Source organism: Filimonas effusa, from assembly GCF_004118675.1.
Classification (GTDB): domain Bacteria; phylum Bacteroidota; class Bacteroidia; order Chitinophagales; family Chitinophagaceae; genus Filimonas; species Filimonas effusa.
The window spans coordinates 2,749,960-2,770,616 of the sequence record NZ_SDHZ01000001.1 but is presented as its reverse complement, the minus strand read 5'-3'; the positions used below and the strand labels follow the sequence as shown (position 1 = coordinate 2,770,616).

The following is a 20,657-nucleotide window of genomic DNA, read 5'->3' as shown; positions in this document are numbered from 1 at the left end:
TTTCTTTATTAAAAAGTATAAAGTAAAAGGTGAAAGGTGCTTGAAAGCATGGCTTGTACCTATAGCTTACTTTTGAATTTCAGTTTTGGTTTTCTGTGTCTGCAATACAGCTTTGTAGTCTCTCGGGAATACTTTCAGGAAATGGTGTAACTGACTTTCGAAGTCGTCGAGCACGAATTTCGCTACTGTACTTCCGGTTGTGTTATAGTGCTGTGTGATCATTTGTTTCAGCAATGCTGCGTCTTCGTGATCGAGCGGATCGAGATCTACCATTTCAGTATTACACAGCGAAGCGAAGTTGCCTGTTACGTCGTATACAAAAGCGATACCGCCGCTCATGCCGGCTCCAAAGTTTCTTCCTGTGGGGCCTAACACTACGGCAACGCCGCCTGTCATGTATTCGCAGCCGTGATCGCCTACGCCTTCCACTACCACTTTAGCGCCCGAGTTCCTTACACAAAAGCGTTCACCCGCTTTACCGCGGATATATGCTTCGCCGCTGGTTGCACCGTAAAATGCTGTGTTACCAATGATGATATTGTCTTCGGGTTTGAAAGAAGCTTTTTTAGAAGGATAAACGATCAGTTTAGATCCGCTCAAGCCTTTGCCAAAGTAGTCGTTGGCGTCGCCCTCGAGTTCGTGTGTAATGCCTTTGGTATTGAAAGCTGCAAAGCTTTGACCGGCAGTACCTGTGTACTTGAAGTGGATGGTAGTATCGGGTAAACCTTCGGCTTTGTAGCGTTTGGTGATCTCGTTCGATAATATCGTGCCTATTGTGCGGTCTGTATTCCTGATATTGAAAGATGCAGTCACTTTTTCTTTCTTCTCAAGTGCGGGTTTTGCTGCTTCGAGGAGTTTCCAGTCGAGTACATCGGCGATGCCATGATCCTGTGATTCCTGGTTGTAGAGGCCGGTATATTCGGAAGCCGGTTCTTTATAAAGAACGGGTGACAGGTTGATCTTGCTGGTCTTCCAGTGGGTGATATTATCACGCATTTCGAGGTTTTCTACCTGGCCTACCATTTCGTTCACTGTTTTGTAGCCCAGTTCCGCCATGATCTCACGTAATTCCTGCACTATGAATTTGAAGAAGTTGATCACGTGTTCGGGATCGCCGCTAAACCTGCTGCGTAATTCCGGGTCCTGGGTGGCAACGCCTACGGGGCAGGTATTCAGGTGGCACTTACGCATCATGATACAACCTTCTACTACCAGGGCCGCTGTAGCTACGCCCCATTCTTCGGCACCCAGTAAGGCTGCGATGGCTATGTCGCGGCCGGTTTTCATCTGGCCATCGGCCTGCACTACCACGCGGCTACGGAGTTTGTTTCTTACCAGTGTTTGATGGGTTTCGGCAAGACCGAGTTCCCAAGGCAGACCGGCGTGTTTGATGGAGCTGATGGGCGAGGCGCCGGTACCGCCATCGTGACCTGCGATGAGGATAACATCGGCTTTGGCTTTTGCCACACCTGCCGCGATTGTGCCTACACCTGCTTTACTTACCAGTTTCACGTTGATGCGTGCTGCGCGGTTTGCATTCTTGAGGTCGAAGATCAGCTGTGCCAGGTCTTCGATAGAGTAAATATCGTGGTGTGGCGGCGGAGAGATAAGACCTACGCCGGGAGTAGAGTGACGTGTTTTACCGATCCAGTCATCCACTTTATGGCCGGGCAGCTGACCACCTTCACCGGGCTTGGCTCCCTGCGCCATTTTGATCTGCAGTTCGTCTGCTTCGGTGAGGTACTGGCTTGTTACGCCGAAACGTGCGGATGCTACCTGCTTGATGGCAGAACGCATAGAGTCGCCGTTGGGCAACAGGTTGTAACGTTGTTCATCTTCACCGCCTTCGCCGGTATTGCTTTTGCCTCCGAGGCGGTTCATTGCTATCGCCAGGGTGGTATGTGCTTCCCATGATATGGAACCAAAGCTCATGGCGCCGGTAGCGAAGCGTTTATAAATACCTTCTGCAGGTTCTACTTCGTCGATTGAAATAGAAGGCCTTGTTCTTTTAAACTGGAACAGGCTGCGTAAGGTTGCTGCTCTTTCGCTCTGGTCATTAACCAGTTTGGTGTACTTTTTAAACGTGGTATAGTCACCTGTTTTAGTAGCGTGTTGCAGCAGGTGGATGGTTTGCGGGTTGAACAGGTGGAATTCGCCTTTGCGTTTCCATTGATACAAGCCGCCTACGGGCAAACGGTCTACCGGGATTTCGGTACGGCTGAACGCCAGGTTATGTTTGGCGAGGGTTTCGCGTGCAATTTCATCCAGGCCAAGTCCTTCGATACGTGAGGTGGCGTTGGTGAAATATTTGTCTACTACTTCCCTGTTGATGCCTATGATCTCGAAGATCTGCGCTCCCTGGTACGATTGCAGGGTAGAGATCCCCATTTTGGAGAACACTTTCAGCAGGCCTTCGCAAACGGCTTTGATATAGTTTTTCTTCAGTTGTTCATGATCGAGCGTGGTTTGAAGTTTACCGCTGAGCTGCATGTCCCTGATAGAAGATAATGCGAGATAAGGGTTGATGGCTGTTGCGCCAAAACCGATAAGGCATGCGAAGTGATGTACCTCCCAAACGTCTCCTGCTTCCACTACGATGCCAATCTGGCTGCGCAGGCCTTTGCGGATGAGGTGGTGGTGTACGGCTGATACGGCGAGCAGCATTGGAATAGGCGCGTGGTCGCTATCGATCGCCCTGTCGGACAGGATGATCACTTCAAATCCGTCATTAACGGCGTCTACGGCGTAACGGCAGAGGCGTTCTATGCCTGCTTTCAGCGCTCCTGGTTTCCCGTTTGCGCGGAAGTATGTCTGTAACGTTTTGGCCTGGAAAATGCCGGTATCAATGCTTCTCAGTTTCTCTAATTCGTGGTTGTTTAAAACGGGGTGTTTCAATACCACGGAGTGGCAGGTCAGCGGGTCTTCTACCAGCAGGTTGCCGTTATTACCTACGAAGGTGGCCAGCGACATTACCATACGTTCCCTGATGGGGTCGATAGGCGGGTTGGTCACCTGTGCAAACAGTTGTTTGAAATAATGGCTTAAATGCTGTGGCTGGTCGCTCAATACTGCCAGCGGGGCATCGGTGCCCATGGAGCCGATGGGTTCTTTGCCATCTACCGCCATTGGTGCGATGATGGTATCGAGGTCTTCTGTGGAATAACCGAAGGCTTTCTGGTATTTAAAGATCTGGTCAGATTCGAGGTGGGTGAAGAGCACACGTGGTTCGGGTAGCTCTTCGAGCCTGATCTTGTATTTGTTGAGCCATTCTGCGTAAGGTTTCTGGCTGCAGATGGTTTGTTTTAATTCGGTATCGCTGATGATACGTCCCTGTTCCATGTCTACCACGAACATTTTGCCTGGCTGTAAGCGGCCGTTTTCGATGATGGTAGCGGGGTCTACGGGGAGGGCGCCTGTTTCTGATGCCATGATCACGCGATCGTCGTTGGTAACACAGTAGCGGGATGGGCGTAAGCCGTTCCTGTCTAAAGTAGCGCCGATCATCTTGCCATTGGTAAACGAGATAGACGCTGGTCCGTCCCAGGGTTCCATCATGGTGGCGTGGTACTCATAGAATGCTTTTTTAGTGGCATCCATGTGTTCGTTGCCATCCCAGGCTTCGGGTATGAGCATCATCATTACATGCGGCAGAGAGCGTCCGGTAAGCGTCAGCAGCTCGATCATATTGTCGAGGCAGGCGGAGTCGGATTGTTCGCTCATGACAATGGGTAGTACCATATCCATTTCTTCTTTGGAGAAGAAGGGGGAGGTGAACCCGTTTTCGCTGGTTTTAAGCCAGTTGAGGTTGCCTTGCAGTGTGTTGATCTCTCCGTTGTGCGCAATGTAGCGGAAAGGCTGTGCCAGTTTCCAGGAGGGGAACGTGTTGGTAGCGAAACGGGAGTGTACCAGGCCGAAGGCCGATACTACACGTTTGTTGCTGAGGTCGTTGAAGTAGTTCCGTACCTGACCGCTGGTAAGTTGTCCTTTGTAGACCACTGTTTTATAGGACAGGGATGCTACATAGAATCCGATAGGATCTTTTTTAACGGTGTTGTTAATGGTATGGCTGGCGTAGTTCCGCAATACGAACAACTTACGTTCAAAATCTTCGGGATTGCTGATGTGGTCGGGGCAGGCAATAAATACATGCTCGATCTCAGGTTCTACCGATAGGGCGGTAGCGCCGATGTCGCTTGTGTTTACGGGTACCTTCCGGTAGGCCAGTAATTCCAGTCCTAACTTTTCTGCGGAGCGGTTAAAGATCTCGCGGCATTCTTCTCTTAAACGTATTTCTTTAGGAAAAAACAACACGCCAACTGCATATTTCCCATAAGCGGGCAGATGGACACCTAGTTTAATACATTCGTCGAAGAAGAATTCATGGGGCATCTGGATCATAATGCCAGCTCCGTCACCTGTATTGTTTTCACAACCACAGGCGCCCCTGTGCTCCATGTTTTCCAGCACCGTCAGTGCATCGGAGATAATCTGGTGCGATTTGTTTCCTTTAATATTGGCAACAAAACCGATACCACATGCGTCATGCTCAAAGGATGGGTCGTAAAGCCCCTCATGTCTGTTTTGTACAGGCATAATACAATCGAATGTTAATTGGTGGAAAAAAAAGCTGACAATCGCGTAGCCTAAAATTAATAAAAAGGGGTGAATTGCACAATTGAAATTTTTTATTTCTTTTTCAATTGTTTTAGAAAAAATTCAATGAAGTCGTTTTTTGGATGGATGATTGCCAAACAACCGTTAGGTTTTTTGCAATTCTTTGAAAAAATAGCGGTCAGGAAATGTAAAATTTAAAGCGTTGTTACATTCAAAGATTCCGAAAAAACTGCTTCCTGATCCGGACATTGCGGCGTAAATGGCCCCAGACTCGTAAAATTTATCTTTTATTTCCCTCAATTCAGGGTGATTTTGCAGAACGGGTTCTTCAAAATCGTTAATTAGATATTTTTTCCATGTATCTATGGGCTGTGCAATGATATCGGCGATCCTGTGTTCCGGTTCGGCCGGTGTAAGCTGATGAAATGCCCATCCCGTATTTATATGGATACGTGGATTTACAATAATTATTTTGTAGGCGGACAAATCTACCGTAACCGGTTGCAGGATTTCGCCGCGTCCGAGGCCGAGGCAGGGCTGGTTATAGATAAAAAAAGGGCAATCGCTTCCCAGTTGCAGGGCGTAGTGAAGGAGCTGGTCGCGGGTTAGATTAAGTTTGAACTGTTTGTTGAGCAGCAGGAGGGTGTAGGCGCCATCGGCGCTGCCGCCGCCCAGGCCTGCCCCCATGGGGATGGCCTTGTGCAGGTGAATATTAACAGCAGGAAGGTTTGGATAATCGGCTTTAAGCAGTTGCCAGGCTTTTACGCATAAATTGTCATTTGCTTCACCTGCTACGGATAATCCTGTAACGGTAAGTTCCGGAAGCTGCTGTTCCGGTATATTGGAGTGGTTGGTTCTTCGAGGATTGATCTCCAGCGCATCGTGGAGCGGGATGGGATAAAATACCGTTTCCAGGTCGTGATAACCGTCGGCGCGTTTGCGCAGGATACTTAAACCCAGGTTTATTTTACAGTTGGGGAAAAGAATCATTATTTTCTTTTATTCAACTCGTCCCTTATGGCGATGGCGCGGATATAGTCTTCCTGTTCCAGCACTTCTGTAAGAAGGGTCTGGAGTTCTTCGAGCGACATGTTGCTGAGGTCTTCGCGTGGGGCAGCGCTGCCTGTTGATCCGGCGGCGGCCACTGGTTCTTCTACTTCCAGTTCCGTTTTTTTCTTTTTGCCGGTATCTTCCATTAAGATGCCTGCGCTTTCCAGGATATTATCGTAGGTGTAAATGGGGCATCCGAAACGGACTGCCAATGCGAGTGCATCGCTGGTGCGGCTGTCGATCTCAACAGTGTCGTGTTCGCTTACGCATACCAGTTTGGAGAAAAAGATGCCTTCCTGGAGATCGTTGATCACGATTTCCATTAATTCTACATTGAAAGCGTTCATGAAATTCTTCATGAGATCGTGCGTAAGGGGCCTGCTGGGATGCATATGCTCCAGCGCTACAGCAATGGCCTGTGCTTCAAAACCACCAATTACGATAGGCAGCCTTCTCAAACCATTGACTTCACCCAATACCACTGCGTAGGAGTGGGTTTGGGTAATACTGTGCGATAAGGCTACTATTTCCAATTCTATTTTCTTCATGTCCTGGTGTCCGGCAAATGTTAAATTCTGGCAAATGTAAAGATTTCGCTGCTTTGAAACTAATAGGTGAATTCCAAATTTTGATCCATAAATTCGTTTTTACCAAATTCAACCTTAATACTCCAAGAATCATGAAAAAGCTGTTTTATGTTGTTCCGGCTGCCATTTTAGTATGCTGCTTCTATGGCTGCGCCACTATTGTAAGTAAATCGAACTATCCTGTTTCTGTTTCTACCGATCCGGATAAAGCGTCGGTGGTAATTGTTGATGAACATGATATTCCTTTGTTCACGGGTAAAAGTCCTATGGCGGTTAAGCTAAAGGCGGGGCGTGGTTATTTTGCGCGCAGCAGTTATAAGATCAAGGTTTCGAAGGAAGGGTATGAAACGCAGGTCATTCCCGTTAAATTCAGTTTAAAGGGCTGGTATTTCGGCAACCTTTTATTTGGCGGTATTATTGGGTTTCTTGTGGTAGATCCTCTTACGGGCGCCATGTGGAAGATTGACCAGGATTATTTTGTAGCGAACCTTGAAAAGTCGGGGACAAAGCAGGGGACGGAAGTTGCGTTGCATGTGAAATTACTTTCGGAGGTTACACCTTCGGAGCGTGAGGCTATGGTGCGGCTTCGTTAATTAACTTTAGATCATGAATACAAACCTTAGCAAGAGAACAGCCCTGGTTGGCGGCGCCTCGCAGGGACTGGGGGCCGCAGTGGCTGCGGAACTGGCTTTACTTGGAGCAAATGTGATTGTTTTAGCCCGTAATGAAGAAAAGCTGAAGCAGGTTGTTGCCGGGCTTGACGCAAGCCGGCAGCAGCAGCATAGTTATATTGTGGCCGACGCCAATGAGCCGCAGTTGTTGCAGCAAAAAGTGAAGGCTTTACTTGATAAGGGGCAGGAGATAGAGATACTGGTGAATAATACCGGCGGCCCGCCTTCGGGACTGCTTATTGAAACTGATGTACTGGAGCTGGAGAAGGCTTTCAGGGCGCAGGTTATCACTGCTCATCTGCTGGTGCAAACATTGTTACCGGGAATGAAGCGTGCGCAGTTCGGGCGTATTGTTAACATTACTTCTACTTCTGTAAAACAGCCGATAGCAGGGTTAGGGATCTCGAATACCGTACGGGCGGCGGTGGCCAGCTGGGCCAAGACCCTTGCCAACGAAATTGCTGCTGACGGCATTACTGTCAACAATGTGTTGCCGGGTTATACCAAAACCGACCGTCTCGATTTTCTTTTTGGTAAACAAGCCAGCGCTGCAGGGGTACCTGTTGAAGATATTGTTGGTAAAATGGAAGCTACTATTCCTGCCGGCCGGCTGGGCGAGCCTGAAGACCTGGCTGCTGCAGTGGCCTTTCTTTGTACGCCTGCGGCGGGGTATATCAATGGTATAAACCTGCCTGTGGACGGGGGGAGGACCGGGAGTCTTTAAGCGGACTTGTTACCCGGGGACCGGCGTATTATCAGGCTGGCCCCGGGGGGATGATGGGCTGTTGCGCAGTGATCAGTCAATGCGTTTGCCGAGGATCATCAAACTGCGTTCTATGCCATCGAGTTCGGCTATGTTGGGGAGGTTTGCCCATTCCCGGAAGCCGTAACTTTTGAAGAGTTGCAGGCTTGGTATGTTATGAGCAAAAATGAATCCCAGTAAGGTTTTGATCTTTAGTTCAGGGGCTGCGTCCATTGCATATTGCAGCACTTCCCTGCCATAGCCTTTGCCTCTGAAAGCGGGGTCGAGGTAAATACTTATTTCTACTGTAGCATTATAAGCGGGACGTCCATAGAACGACTGGAAGCTCAGCCAGCCGACGATGGCGCCTTCTTCTGTTTCTACCATCCATAAGGGGCGGTTTCCCTTGTGTTCTTCGAACCAGCGTTGTCTGTCGTTGACTGTTACCGGTGTTGTATCGGCGGTAACGACACGGGAGGCAATGGTTGTGTTATAGATCTCTACAATTTTGGGTAAGTCGGTTTGTGTTGCTATGCGATATTTTAATGACATAATTCTTTGATTCGTTCGTTCTCAGGAAGCGGTTCCTTGTTGTAGCAGCTGGTTGTAAAGCGCGTAGTTCTCCTCGTCGAAGCAAACAAAGATAACTTTTTCTATTTGTGTTGTGTTTGCCAGGAAAGCAGTAACGGCTTTCACGGCAATGGCGGCAGCCTGTTGTTTTGGAAAGTGATAGATGCCTGTGCTGATATTGGGAAAGCTGATGGTTTTTATTCCATTTTTTACGGCTAAGGTGAGGCTGTTGTTATAACAGGCAGCAAGCAGTTCTGCTTCATTTTTTTTGCCGTTATTCCATACAGGGCCTACCGTATGGATGACATAACGTGCGGGCAGGTTGCCGGCTGTGGTAATGACTGCTTCGCCGGTTTTGCAGCCGCCTTGTTTGTTTCTTATTGCAACGCAGGCTTCGAGGATAGCGGGGCCACCGGCTTTATGGATGGCGCCATCGACCCCTCCTCCACCCAGCAATGAGCTGTTGGCGGCGTTTACGATTGCGTCGGTTACTATGCGCGTGATATCGCCCCGGATCAATTCAATTCTATTATCTGACATGGCCTTTGGTTTGCCTTTGCGGCAATTTAGTGTAATTACAAGTGGTTTTCCAAGGTAGACAAAAAAGCGCCTCCTGTAAAGTGTTTGGCTTTATGGAGGCGCTTTTATTTTTAATGCCTGTACTTATTTATTTGCCGGGACGCCTGTTGTCGTGGCCTCTGCCATTATCGTTTCCTCTTCTGTTATCGAAGCGGTCGTTATGATTATCGTGCGTGTTGTTGAAAGGGGCTTGCTGATAACGGTTGCCGGCCTGTGCATATTCGCGCCTGTTCTGTTCGTGGTGCAGGTAGGGTTTGTCTTGTCCTTTAATGCTGATCATCCGTTTGTTCCGGAAATCGTAGTTACGGTAGGCAGGTGGTAATGATGCCGACCTTCTCCAGGAGTTACCTTCACGGAAGATATATACGCGCCCGGGAACGGAATAATAACATTCAATGTCGGGCATGTAATAGTAATCTGCTGCGTTATTATTGTTTACCCATGCAGGCTGATTTCCTATGTTAATGTTAACACTGAATCTCACCTGTGCCTGAGCGCTACTGTAGATCAGACTACTAATGGCTACAACGGAAAGAACGATTAACTTTTTCATATTGTTGTTGTTTTATACTACAACAATTTCAAACCGGGTGCCACCTGTTTATAACGACCCGTTGTTTGCGATATACCTTCTTTTTTGAGCTATCAAACCGCTAAAATCAGCTGCAAAGCGCTGCGTTTTTTGGGAGCAGTGTTGTCAATTGCTGCACCATAAAGATTGCTTTAGCTGAACTGATTGTCAGTCTTTTCACTGGTAATGGCCTAAAGGCTGATGTTGGGCAGTGCTGCCTTGTTGTTGATACTCTCAGGCAGCGTGGTTATTTGTAATGCTGCCTGAGAGCTGTATTTATTTAAGGCTTTAATACTTTTAAGTTGTTGTATGTTTTTAATGCTGCAAACACACTTGTCTTTATTCGCCGGAGGTTTTGATTCCTTTAGGCCGTTCGGTCATTTGCAGGGCGGCGAACAGTTTCTGGGCCAGCAGGCTTTCGTTATATGGTTTTATAATGATGCCGGTAAAGCCCGCGCCGTATAGTTCTGCTTCTTCTGCTGCGGTATAATGGTAGGCGGTGGATAATACGACGGGTAAAGCAGCATAAGCACTGGTGCGTATGGCTGCCAGTAATTCACTGCCGTTCATTTCGGCCATATCCATATCTGTAAGGACGAGGTCTACGCGTTCTTTTTCGAGCAGCTGCATGGCTTCGCGTCCGTTTTTAACCAGGAGCAAGGTCACTTCCCAATGCTGCATCATGACGCGCAGTAAACGCAGGTTTAACTCATTGTCGTCGGCCACCAGTATTCTTTTGCCGCTGAACACCGAGATATCTACATGCAGTTGGATGTTTTGTTTTGGAGAGGTTGGTTTGGCTACCGGCGTATATGGGATGGCGAAGCTGATATGGGTGCCTTGTCCGGGTTCGCTTTCCACCTTAATAGTTCCCTGTTGCGCCTGGATGAGGTTGTAGCAGATATATAATCCCAGACCTGTGCCTGTGGTGCCTTTGCTGGACGATGCCTGGTAGTATTTCGTAAATAACAGGGCCTGCTGTGCTTTTGCTATTCCAACGCCGGTATCGATGATACTGATTTCGAGGAAGACCTTGTCGTGTTGTTGTCTTGTGCCGGCTTTTATGGTGATACTGCCTTCATTGGTGTACTTGATGGCATTACTGAGCAGGTTGATGAGTATTTGTTTTAAGCGGAAGCCATCGCCTGTGATGTTGAGTTCTTTGTCGCCGGTAAAATGATAGTTCAGCAACAGTTTTTTCTGATGTGCTGTGATGCGCATGGATTCTGCTGTTTGGCGAATGGTATTGTAGGCATTGAACTGCTCGGTTTGTAACTGGAATTTACCGCTTTCGAGTTTAGACATATCCAATGCGTTGGTAACCGTTCCGAGTAACATATCTGATGACAGTTGTACGGATGACAGCATTTCGGACTGCTGTGGGGAAAGGCCGCTCTTTTTTAATTCCTGGAGGAAACCGATAATTGAGTTCAGGGGGTTGCGTATTTCGTGGCTCATGGTGGCCAGCAGGTCGGTTTTTTGTTGTGCCAGCGTGGTGGCGAGCTCGTATTCATGCTGTAACTGGCGGTCGGCGGCTTTGATCTTTCTTATATAAAAGACCAGGAGCATAGCAAACAGGAAGACCAGTAACAAGCTGATCGCTGCCATGTTGTTGAGCAGCACGCGGGTAGAGCGGTATTCGTTCAGCGCTATTTTCCGGATATTGCCGGAGAGGGAATTTTCATAGGATTGCAGGCGTGTGACCAGTTGTTTTAAATGGCCCATGATCTCCCTGTTGGCGGCAAACAGGTTACCCTGCGAGTTGAGCAGCATGCGTTGCCGTATGCTCAATGTTTTTAGCAATTGTTGAAACGAAGCATCGGCGGCGAGTAACACGGTGCGGTTGATGGAGTCGCGGTAGTTCTTTTCCGTTTGTTTATTGATGATGGCGCCGCCGCCGCTGCGCAGGGTATCCTGTCCGCTTGAAAAAGCTGCCTTGAGTTTTTTGAAGAAGCCTTTCTTTTCTGTGACAACAGTTTCGGCGATATGAACGGTATCTTCTTTCTGAAGTTCGGCGGCGGTACGTTGGCGTGACACTTTGGCCACGGAATCGATGAGACCTGCCTGAGTGGCTCCACCGGTGAGGATGGTTGCTACGGTCAATACCGAGTCGAAGCTTTTTTTGAGGGCGAAGATCTCGTTGGACAGCAGCAGTTTTTGCCGGTATAGTTCGCGCATGCCGGTGCGTTCCTGTTTATCGAGGATGAAGCTGGTATCGGCATCGCGGCGCCGTATGCTATCTATTTTAAGGAAGGCTGTTTCGAGGCTGACTTTATAATCGGTCAGTTGTTTGGGCTGATGTGAGAGGACGGCGGATTGAAATGCCTGTTCGGCCTGATGCAGTAACAGCAGCACTTCTCCTGACTGTTCGGCGGCGGCGCTATTACTTTCAATAACTGACAGCAGGAATTTTCCCTTGCGATTGATAAGCTGCCGCGAGACGAATGCCACTACGGCGAGCAGGGCTACGAATACCACGAAAGACAACAGCAAACGGTGCCGCTGACCAGACCTGGGGTTTTGGTTCATAGATATGGGTTTATGAAGGATGACGGATATTACTATCCAATACGTGATTTACGGGAAGCGGGGTATACCTTAAATCAGGTGCAAAAATGGTGAAAAAAGCTATATGTCGTAAAAAAAGAGGGCTAACCTTGCGGTTAACCCTCTTTTTATCCTGGCAGGATAAGTGGTTTATCCTTTGATCTTCTTTATTTCTTCGGTGAGTTTTGGCAGGATCTCGAAGGCGTCGCCTACGATGCCATAGTCTGCTGCTTTGAAGAATGGCGCTTCGGGGTCTTTGTTGATGACCACGATGACTTTACTGCGATTTACACCTGCGAGGTGCTGGATGGCACCTGAGATGCCTACAGCGATGTATAAATTAGGAGCTACCTGGACGCCTGTTTGTCCTACGTGTTCATGGTGCGGGCGCCAATGGGAGTCGGCTACGGGGCGGCTACATGCGAGTGCGGCGTGTAATGGACGGGCGAGGTCTTCGAGCAGTCCCCAGTTTTCGGGTCCTTTTAAGCCACGGCCACCGCTGACGATGACTTCGGCCTCTGTTAAAGGTACTTCGCCGCTTACTTTGTTTACAGCGGTTACTTTAACAGCACCGGCAGCGGGTGTTATTGCAAGCTGGTTTATGGTTGCAGTTCCTTCGCCTGCTTCTATTTTGAAGCTATTGGGGTTTAGGGAAACGACTTTGATGGCGGAGGTGATATTGACTTTTGCAAATGCTTTTGCACTGAATACGCTTTTCTTTACCACGAAGCCACTGGCGGTGTCGGGTAAGGCTACGGCTCCTGTAACAACGCCTGCTTTCAAGCGGGCTGCTACTCTTGGGGCGACTGCTTTACCGGTTTGGTTGTGTGAAAAGACAAGCACGGTGGCCCCGGTTGTGGTTACGGCTTCGGCTATGGCTTTGCTGTAGACCTGGGCATCGAGGTGGTTGAAGGCCTCATTGTTTGCCTGGTGAATGGTGCTGATGCCATATTTGCCTAAGGCTGCAAGGTCGTCCTGCACGGTGCCGAGCAGTAAACCTGCTGCGGGCACGCCCAGTTGTTTTGCTACGGCTGCGCCATAGGTAAGCGCTTCCAGAGATGCTTTTTTAATGTGACCATCGGCATGGTCTATGAATATAAGAACAGACATGATCGTAATAGTTTTGAATACTTCCTGAATGGTTTGTTTTCTTAGATGGCTTTAGCTTCTTCGTGTAATAAGCGTACGAGCTCGGCAACATTACCGGCGTCGACGAGTTTAACGCCTGCTTTGGCCGGTGGTAATTCAAAGCTCACAATTTCTGTGAGGTTTTCTGCTGCTGCGGGCTCCACCACTTTGAGTGGTTTGGTGCGTGCAGCCATGATGCCGCGCATGTTGGGGATACGTTGTTCTGCCACACCTTTCTGACAGCTTACTATCACGGGGAGCGCCACTTCGGCAACTTCTTCTCCGCCTTCGATCTCACGGCTGATGGTTGCTGTAGTTCCGTTTAAGTCGAATTTAGTGGCGAGGGAGATATAGGGAGTATCCAATAATTCTGCTAACATGGCGCCTACGGATGCGCCGTTGAAATCGATGGTTTCCTTACCTGTAAATACCAGGTCGTAACCACCATCCTTTGCTACTGCTGCGATTTGAGCGGCTGTATAATAACTGTCGTAGCTTTCGGCATTAATACGAATGGCTTCATCTCCACCCAGGGCCAATGCTTTACGGATGATAGGTTCGGCTTCGGGGCCTCCTACTGTGATGAGGTGTACGGCAATGGATGGATCTTTTTCCTTCAATTCAATGGCGCGGACAAGTGCGAACCATTCGTCATGGGGGTTTATGATCCACTGTACGCCGGCTTCATCGAACCGGGTGTTTCCATCTTTAAAAGCAATCTTCGACGTAGTGTCAGGCGTTTTACTTACGCAGACTAATATCTTCATATTGAAATGAATTTTTGATCTTTCTTTGCGTAAAGATAAGGAGCGCGACGGAATTGCGATTTACGAGATGCGATTTATGCACCGGAATAATAGACTATTACATGGACAGAATAGAAAGAATTCATCAGTTACTTGAAAAGACGCCTAAGGATAATTTCCTGAGACACGCGCTGGCATTGGAATACATGAAGGTGGGGCGTGAGCAGGAGGCGAGGGGACTTTTTGAAAATATACTCTCTGAATTTCCCGATTATGTAGGCAGTTATTATCATTTGGGTAAGCTGCTGGAGCGTATGGGGCAGCCGGCACTGGCGCTGGAATGGTATACGAAAGGGATGGCTGCTGCGCGGCTGGCAGGTGATAAGCATGCCTACGGCGAGTTGCAGGCTGCTTATGAGGATGTGGATGAATAGGCCGCGGATGGCAGAGGGTAGATGACAGATGATAAAGAGGATGGCAGATGGTGGATGATTGGAGGGGGAGGGGATTATTGATGATGGATGGTGAATAACGGAGATGATAATTTATAAAACACTTTAAAGAATCGATTGAAATGATACTACGCCGTGTGGCTGCCTGGTTGGCTTTATTTTGTATAACCTCTTACGCCGCAATTGCACAGGATACTACGGCCACTACGGCAAAGGGGCACTGGCTGGGAAAGCTGCATCCTGATTCGCTTGTGAATATGAATATCAGTGTTATTCCTGTTCCTGTATTGTCGAGCAGCCCGGAGACGGGTGTTAAGTTTGGGGTGATCCTTCAGTATTTTCTGAATACCAATAGAAAGAATGATACTGCGCTTAAAACACGCGATTCCTATGCTTATGTTGAAGCGCTTTATTCAACGCGGGGACAGTCGGAAGCGGGTGGTTATTTCCAGTTGTTTACACCGGGGGAGAAGTACTTCATCAGGAACCGGATGGGGTATATCCGGTATAACGAAAGGATCTGGGGTTTTGGCAATGCTACCGTAGGTAATAAGGCGTTTGAGAAGGTGAATTATTCGCGGTTGTACCTGCAGACGAGTTTTACCCGGCAGATAAAGAATAAGATCTTTGCGGGTATTAACCTGAATCTCAGCAAAACCTACCGGGTATCTACGGAGATAAAAGATTCGAACCTGCTGGCGGGGCAACCTGGTGAAACCGGCAGTTTTGTGGCGGGTGTGGGGCCAACCTTTATACTTGACAAACGCGACCACCCGTTGAGCGCCCGGCAGGGATGGTATGCGGAGCTTGCTGTAACGGGTTATAGCAAGTCGTTTGGCAGCGATTTCGGTTATGTGGAGTATATGGGGGATGTGCGAAAGTTCCTGCTTTTGCGTGACAGCAGTGTGCTTGCTTTCCAGGGGTATGGGATGCTTACTTCGGGTACTGTACCGTGGCGTGAGCAATCGAGAATGGGAAACGGGACGATCATGAGAGGTTATTTCTCAGGCAGGTATCGCGATAATCAATACCTTGCGGCCCAGGCGGAGTATCGTAAACCGGTACACCGGTGGGCAAACCTGGCTGTTTTTGCTTCTATGGGCCAGGTTCAGGACCGGATCGCGGGGTTCAATTTCAACGATATAAAGCTGGCCGGTGGTGCGGGATTGCGGATATTGGTGAACAAGGCGAAGCGGATCTATGTGCGTATTGATTACGCCGTATCGACCGATAAAACTTCGGGCTTTTACTTTAAAGTAGGAGAGGCCTTTTAATAAAAAAAGAAGCCCCTGTGAAAACAGGGGCCGTACCAATGGGGGGTTCAAATACCCTATGGTTGCAAAAAGTATCTTTAACGCCGTAGAAAATAGCCTAACAGGCTTGCTTTCAGGGCAATGCTGTTGTATTTAAAAACGCAGGCTTGGTTTGAATTGAATTTAAGAGGTTGGAGTAGTACAAAGATACATCGGAGCTATTCTAAAATAATGTCAAAACGAGTTATGCTTTACTTAAAATAACTTGTATCTTTCTTTAAAAACGTCCGTTCTTTAATAATTATTTGAGATTCACCCCAGAATCGTTGACTTATCGCCAAAAAAAACCTGCTGATCTATTTTATCTTTTCATTTGCATGGATTTTTTACAAATTTGATGGTAATTCTTAAACAGCTTCGTCATGAAAAAGTTGTTAAATATAAGCAAAACCATTGGGGTAACCGTATTGTTCCTCCTTGTTGTTTCAGTTTTGAATGCTCAGCCCAGGGTGCGTCATGTGGGTGGGTACCGCCCTGTTTATACGCCTGCTCCCAGGGGATATTATGCGCCGGTGCGGGGGTATCATTATACCCGTATTGGCGGTCCCAGTGTGACCTTGTCGTTTGGTGGAATGCCTTATTACTATTCTTATGGATATTATTACCGGCCTTATGGTGGTTATTACCGGGTTGTAGCGCCTCCCATTGGTATTCATGTGGGTGTACTTCCTCCGGGATATTGGGCTTTTTCGTTCGGGGCGTTCCCTTATTTCTATTTTAACGGAGTATTCTACCGGCAGTATAATGGTGGTTATGAAGTAGTTGATGCGCCTGTTGGTGCGGAGGTACCTCACCTTCCGCGTGGAGCCAGGGTAGTGGTTATCAATGACTTGAAGTATTATGAGCTGGACGGTACTTATTATCGCGAGGTGATCAAGGATAATGGCCTGGTTCGCTACCAGATCGCGGGTAAAAATGGCCGGTTAGAGACTTATGACAGTGCGGCTATTCAGCAGCAGGACCTGCCACAAGAGCAAGCTGTGGCGCCAGCGCCACAAACGGCGGTTCCACCTGCCGCTCCGGCGCAGGCAACACCAGCAGCGCCGCTCCCCAAAGTTGGGGATGTGGTAGAGGCGTTACCGGATGGAACTAAAACGGTGGTTCTGAATAACCAGAAATATTTTGTTTCTCCTGCCAATCAATATTACCAGGAGTTGATCAAAGACAATAAGATCATGTATAAAGTGGTTGCAGAATATTAATCTGCAACCTTTTTTTATCGTATAAGTACGGCGGTTCCTTTTTGATAGGAGGGCTGACCGGTTTCCTTATCTACGTAATTAAACTCCCATATATAGGTTCCGGGAGGCTGGGCTTCTCCTTTAAAGCGGCCGTCCCAGCGGCCTGTGGGTTCTTTTGTTGTAAATACCAATTGTCCGTAGCGGTTATAAACTTTGAATTCCATTGACAGGGTTCTGAAGGCGTTTAATGGATACAGGTAGTCGTTACGGCCATCGCCATTGGGAGTGAAGGCTGTTGGTACGGCTACAAAACAGCTATTGAGGACAGTTAGCATGTGTACAGCTGTGTCGTAGCAGTTCATATTACTTTGGACGATGAGCTTTACGGGGTAGATCTGCCGCCGTGTTTTTGGCAGCGGATAGCTTTGCCTGGGCGGCTGGAATGAAAGGCTGGTGCCTCCATGGCCGAAGTCCCATCTGTTACCTACTATCTTTCCTGTGCTGGTATTGGTGAATGTGGCTATTTCGTTGGGGCATAATGTATCGGACGACATTGTAAAGGATGCTTCGAGCACGTTGCTCAGGTCTATGGATTGGCTGGCCGTATCGCTGCAAAGGCCATTGGTAACGATGAGGCGGATTGTTTTTACGCCAAACTTGTCGTAGATCTTCAGCGGGTTTTGGCGGTGGCTGGAATCTTTATTATCATCGTAGAACCAGCGCCAGCTGTTAACGCCGTGAGCGCCATCGTGTTTAAGCGCAATAGTATCGAGGTCGCAATGCAGGGCAAGCGTATAGGTGAAAGCTGCAGAAACGGTGTCTTTTACTTCAAAGTTGATGCTGGTGCTTCCGGGTAAGATATCGCCGCCGCAGAGCGTCGACAGCGGGTCGCCGCCGGTGCCGTTGGTGATATTGAGTGTATAGATACCGCCGTTGACCATGGCGCGGTCGAGAGTAAGTGTTACGCCGATAGCGGCATTATATTCTTTACAGTCAGGGATCGCTGCCGTGATATTTACAGGGTATGGTCCTGTAATGGCGAAGTTGGAGCCATTGGCTGCAATGGTGGCACAATTTACCGGTTGTGTAAACACCACGTGTAATTGTTCCGGGGCACAGGAGAAGGGTGTGAGGCTGTCTATACGCCCGGGTGGAGGTGCTGCCACGGAGAATGCTATAGAAGCACCTACGGCGATACCAACATTACAGTTATCGAGGACGGTATTGCCGTCGCTGCCGGTTTTAACGGTTACTTGGTAGTTCCCGGATGTTGGTTGTTTGTCGAAGACCAGGATCACCGAGTCGGTATCAAATCCGCTGCTACAGTTCACGCCGCTGGCACTTATGATAGAGATACCGGGTGCGTTTACGGAAAAGTCGCTGCCATCTTTTGCGAGGGTGCTGCACCGCATTTTTTTATTGAGCTTTATCCTGAACTCTTTTGCTTCGCAGAGGTACCGGCCGCTTAAAAGCGAGGGTGGCGTAGGATCAGTGATAACGGCTGTGCCTCCTTTGAAGGTGAGGTCGTAGCCTTTTTGTGAATGGCTGAAGTTGCTGATCAGTAATAAATAATCGTGTCCCTGTATCAATGTGGGCATGCTGCTCCACATGGGTCTCAGGGGACCACCGGTATAGGTGCCGCAGACTGTAAGCATGGTACCTGCGCTTGATGCGCCGGTAACGGCGTTGTTCGTTTTTTCGCCGGACCAGTTGGAGCTTACGTAAGTGCTGGCGTCGGAGAATACCGCTGAAGGCGCTTTTCCTGTGACATCGAACAACTGCCAGTCGTAGTCGTCGGCGGTGCTTACTGGTTTGATTTCGAAGCCCAGCGTACCGCCCTGAAAGCAGGTAAACTTGTACCAGAAAGGATTGATATCTGTGTATTCGTTATAAGGCAAGTTGGCGCAATCGGGCGGAGTCACTACTTTTCGTCCCCCGCAATTAGGTACATTGGATTGATGGAACACGCTGGTGCCACATACGGGGAACGCCGTTTCCGGTGTTTGGCCGAGGGTGGTGCAAGTAGTTTGACCCTTTAAAGAAACATAGGATAAACAAAGGGTCACCAGCAATAGTCCTGCATATTTTAGAAACATAGCGTTAGTTGTCGCTCTAAATGATGCCGTAATTTACGATAACGTTGCCGCTGTTCGTTAAAATAGTTCATGTTTTATCATATAAAACCGATGTACTATTGCTTACATTTGCTTCCACTGAAACTTGAAACAGGAATGAGTGAAGAAAAAAGCCTCAATTTTATAGAAGAAATTATTGAAGCCGACCTGAAAGCCGGCAAATATACCTCTATCGTAACCCGTTTTCCACCGGAACCTAATGGCTACCTGCATCTTGGTCATGCCAGCAGCATTTGCCTGAACTTTGGTCTTACGAAAAAGTACCCAGGGTATACCAATCTTCGTTTTGATGATACCAACCCTGTTACTGAAGACACTGAATATGTAGAAAGTATAAAGAACGATATCCGCTGGATGGGTTTTGAATGGAAACATGAGCTTTATGCCAGCGATTATTTTGATACGCTGTATGGTTATGCCATTCAGCTTATCAATAAAGGACTGGCGTATGTAGATGAGAGCACCAGTGAAGAGATCGCTGCGATGAAAGGAACTCCAACCGAGCCGGGTACTGATAGTCCTTACCGCAACAGGCCGGTACAGGAGAACCTGGACTTGTTCGAGAAAATGAAGTCGGGCGCTTTTCCCGACGGCAGTCATACGCTGCGTGCCAAGATTGATATGGCGCACATGAACATGCTCATGAGAGATCCTATTCTTTACAGGATCAAACATGCACATCACCATCGTACCGGTGATAAATGGTGCATTTATCCCATGTATGATTTTGCACATGGGCAGAGCGATTCCATTGAAAATATCACCCATTCTATTTGTACGCTTGAGTTCATTCCACACCGTGAATTGTACGACTGGCTTATTGCGCAGCTGGGGATCTATCCTTCGCATCAATATGAATTTGCGCGTCGTAATATCAACTATACCGTTACGAGCAAGCGTAAGCTGCTTCAGCTTGTGAACGAGAAGCATGTATCGGGGTGGGATGATCCTCGTATGCCTACCATCAGCGGTCTTCGCCGTCGCGGTTATACTCCTGAGAGCATCCGCGAGTTCTGCGAGCGTATTGGTGTAGCGAAAAGGGAAAATATGGTGGATGTAGGGTTACTGGAGTTCTGTGTTCGTGAACATCTGAATAAGATAGCGCTGCGCCGTATGGTTGTATTTGATCCGCTGAAGGTGGTTATTACCAACTATACCAATGGTGAGGAGTTGCTGCAAAGTGAAGATAATCCTGAAGATCCTGCTGCAACGCATCGTGAGGTGCCTTTCAGCAGCGAGTTGTATATAGAGCGGGAAGACTTTATGGAGAATCCTCCTAAAAAGTATTTCAGGCTGGCTCCTGGTCAGATGGTGCGTTTGAAAAGCGCCTATATCATCAAATGTGACGAGGTGATCAAAGATGCCGAGGGTAATGTTACCGAACTGCGTTGTTCTTATATTCCTGAAAGCAAGAGCGGGGCAGATACTTCCGGTATTCATGTAAAGGGGACTTTACATTGGGTAAGTGTGAAACATGCTGTTACGGTGGAGGTGAGGGAATACGATCGTCTTTTCCAGGTAGAAGATCCTGCGAGTGAAGAGGGGGATTTCAAATCGTATATCAATCCCAATTCCCTGCATGTTATTCAAAGCGCTTATGCTGAGCCGGCGTTGCGTAACGCTACTTTCAATGATCGCTACCAGTTTATCCGTAAGGGGTATTTCTGTTTGGATAAAGATACGAGCGAAGAAAAAGTGATCTTCAATCGTACTGTTACGCTGAAAGATGCGTGGGCGAAAGAGGTGAAGAAGAGTAAATAATAATTAAATG

The 20,657-nt window shown here is 48.2% G+C and carries 16 protein-coding genes; 6 read left to right on the top strand and 10 right to left on the bottom strand.

Going from position 1 to position 20,657, the window contains the following annotated elements:
* Positions 1-66: 66 nt before the first annotated feature.
* The 3 genes from gltB to ESB13_RS10455 form a co-directional block, all read right to left on the bottom strand.
* The gene (gene gltB, locus ESB13_RS10465; protein ID WP_129002925.1) at positions 67-4,593 is read right to left on the bottom strand and encodes a glutamate synthase large subunit; all 4,527 of its coding nucleotides are present in this window, start codon (positions 4,591-4,593) and stop codon (positions 67-69) included.
* A gap of 165 nt (positions 4,594-4,758) precedes the next feature.
* Positions 4,759-5,604, bottom strand: coding sequence for a 4-(cytidine 5'-diphospho)-2-C-methyl-D-erythritol kinase (gene ispE, locus ESB13_RS10460; protein ID WP_129002924.1), 846 nt, complete (start codon positions 5,602-5,604; stop codon positions 4,759-4,761).
* A complete protein-coding gene (locus ESB13_RS10455) occupies positions 5,604-6,212 on the bottom strand; it encodes a bifunctional nuclease family protein (RefSeq protein WP_129002923.1) in 609 nt (202 codons plus the stop codon). The genes ispE and ESB13_RS10455 overlap by 1 nt, the downstream gene beginning before the upstream one ends.
* A gap of 131 nt (positions 6,213-6,343) precedes the next feature.
* Between ESB13_RS10455 and ESB13_RS10450 the strand changes: the two genes are divergently transcribed.
* Both ESB13_RS10450 and ESB13_RS10445 read left to right on the top strand, forming a co-directional pair.
* Entirely contained in the window at positions 6,344-6,844 is a 501-nt protein-coding gene (locus ESB13_RS10450) for a peptidase associated/transthyretin-like domain-containing protein (RefSeq protein WP_129002922.1), read from the top strand.
* Positions 6,845-6,857: 13 nt separating this feature from the next.
* Positions 6,858-7,646 (top strand): SDR family oxidoreductase, encoded by a 789-nt coding sequence (locus tag ESB13_RS10445; protein WP_129002921.1) that lies wholly within the window; start codon positions 6,858-6,860, stop codon positions 7,644-7,646.
* A gap of 72 nt (positions 7,647-7,718) precedes the next feature.
* On the opposite strand, the gene ESB13_RS10440 is transcribed toward ESB13_RS10445, so the two are convergent.
* The 6 genes from ESB13_RS10440 to ESB13_RS10415 all read right to left on the bottom strand — a co-directional run bounded on the left by ESB13_RS10440 (position 7,719) and on the right by ESB13_RS10415 (position 13,826).
* A complete protein-coding gene (locus ESB13_RS10440; protein WP_129002920.1) occupies positions 7,719-8,216 on the bottom strand; it encodes a GNAT family N-acetyltransferase in 498 nt (165 codons plus the stop codon).
* A gap of 21 nt (positions 8,217-8,237) precedes the next feature.
* Positions 8,238-8,774, bottom strand: coding sequence for an O-acetyl-ADP-ribose deacetylase (locus ESB13_RS10435; RefSeq protein ID WP_129002919.1), 537 nt, complete (start codon positions 8,772-8,774; stop codon positions 8,238-8,240).
* 127 nt (positions 8,775-8,901) lie between these two features.
* Positions 8,902-9,366 carry a hypothetical protein gene (locus ESB13_RS10430; RefSeq protein WP_129002918.1) on the bottom strand — a complete coding sequence of 155 codons (465 nt, stop codon included), beginning with the start codon at positions 9,364-9,366 and terminating at the stop codon, positions 8,902-8,904.
* Between the two features lie 357 nt (positions 9,367-9,723).
* The gene (locus tag ESB13_RS10425; protein WP_129002917.1) at positions 9,724-11,913 is read right to left on the bottom strand and encodes a hybrid sensor histidine kinase/response regulator; all 2,190 of its coding nucleotides are present in this window, start codon (positions 11,911-11,913) and stop codon (positions 9,724-9,726) included.
* 168 nt (positions 11,914-12,081) lie between these two features.
* Positions 12,082-13,041, bottom strand: a complete 960-nt coding sequence (locus ESB13_RS10420; RefSeq protein ID WP_129002916.1) for an electron transfer flavoprotein subunit alpha/FixB family protein — start codon at positions 13,039-13,041, stop codon at positions 12,082-12,084.
* Positions 13,042-13,082: 41 nt separating this feature from the next.
* A complete protein-coding gene (locus ESB13_RS10415) occupies positions 13,083-13,826 on the bottom strand; it encodes an electron transfer flavoprotein subunit beta/FixA family protein (protein ID WP_129002915.1) in 744 nt (247 codons plus the stop codon).
* Positions 13,827-13,927: 101 nt separating this feature from the next.
* On the opposite strand from ESB13_RS10415, the gene ESB13_RS10410 reads away from it, so the two are divergent.
* From ESB13_RS10410 to ESB13_RS10400, 3 genes are all read left to right on the top strand, one after another.
* Positions 13,928-14,239 carry a tetratricopeptide repeat protein gene (locus ESB13_RS10410; RefSeq protein WP_129002914.1) on the top strand — a complete coding sequence of 104 codons (312 nt, stop codon included), beginning with the start codon at positions 13,928-13,930 and terminating at the stop codon, positions 14,237-14,239.
* 140 nt (positions 14,240-14,379) lie between these two features.
* On the top strand, positions 14,380-15,531 hold the full coding sequence (locus ESB13_RS10405) for a BamA/TamA family outer membrane protein (RefSeq protein WP_129002913.1): 1,152 nt from the start codon (positions 14,380-14,382) through the stop codon (positions 15,529-15,531).
* Positions 15,532-15,932: 401 nt separating this feature from the next.
* Complete coding sequence (locus ESB13_RS10400) at positions 15,933-16,772, top strand: DUF6515 family protein (protein WP_129002912.1); 840 nt, start codon at positions 15,933-15,935, stop codon at positions 16,770-16,772.
* Between the two features lie 14 nt (positions 16,773-16,786).
* Here the strand turns inward: ESB13_RS10400 and ESB13_RS10395 are convergent, their stop codons facing one another.
* Positions 16,787-18,847, bottom strand: a complete 2,061-nt coding sequence (locus ESB13_RS10395; protein WP_129002911.1) for a T9SS type B sorting domain-containing protein — start codon at positions 18,845-18,847, stop codon at positions 16,787-16,789.
* Positions 18,848-18,982: 135 nt separating this feature from the next.
* On the opposite strand from ESB13_RS10395, the gene ESB13_RS10390 reads away from it, so the two are divergent.
* Positions 18,983-20,647, top strand: coding sequence for a glutamine--tRNA ligase/YqeY domain fusion protein (locus tag ESB13_RS10390; RefSeq protein ID WP_129002910.1), 1,665 nt, complete (start codon positions 18,983-18,985; stop codon positions 20,645-20,647).
* The last annotated feature ends 10 nt before the right edge of the window (positions 20,648-20,657 follow it).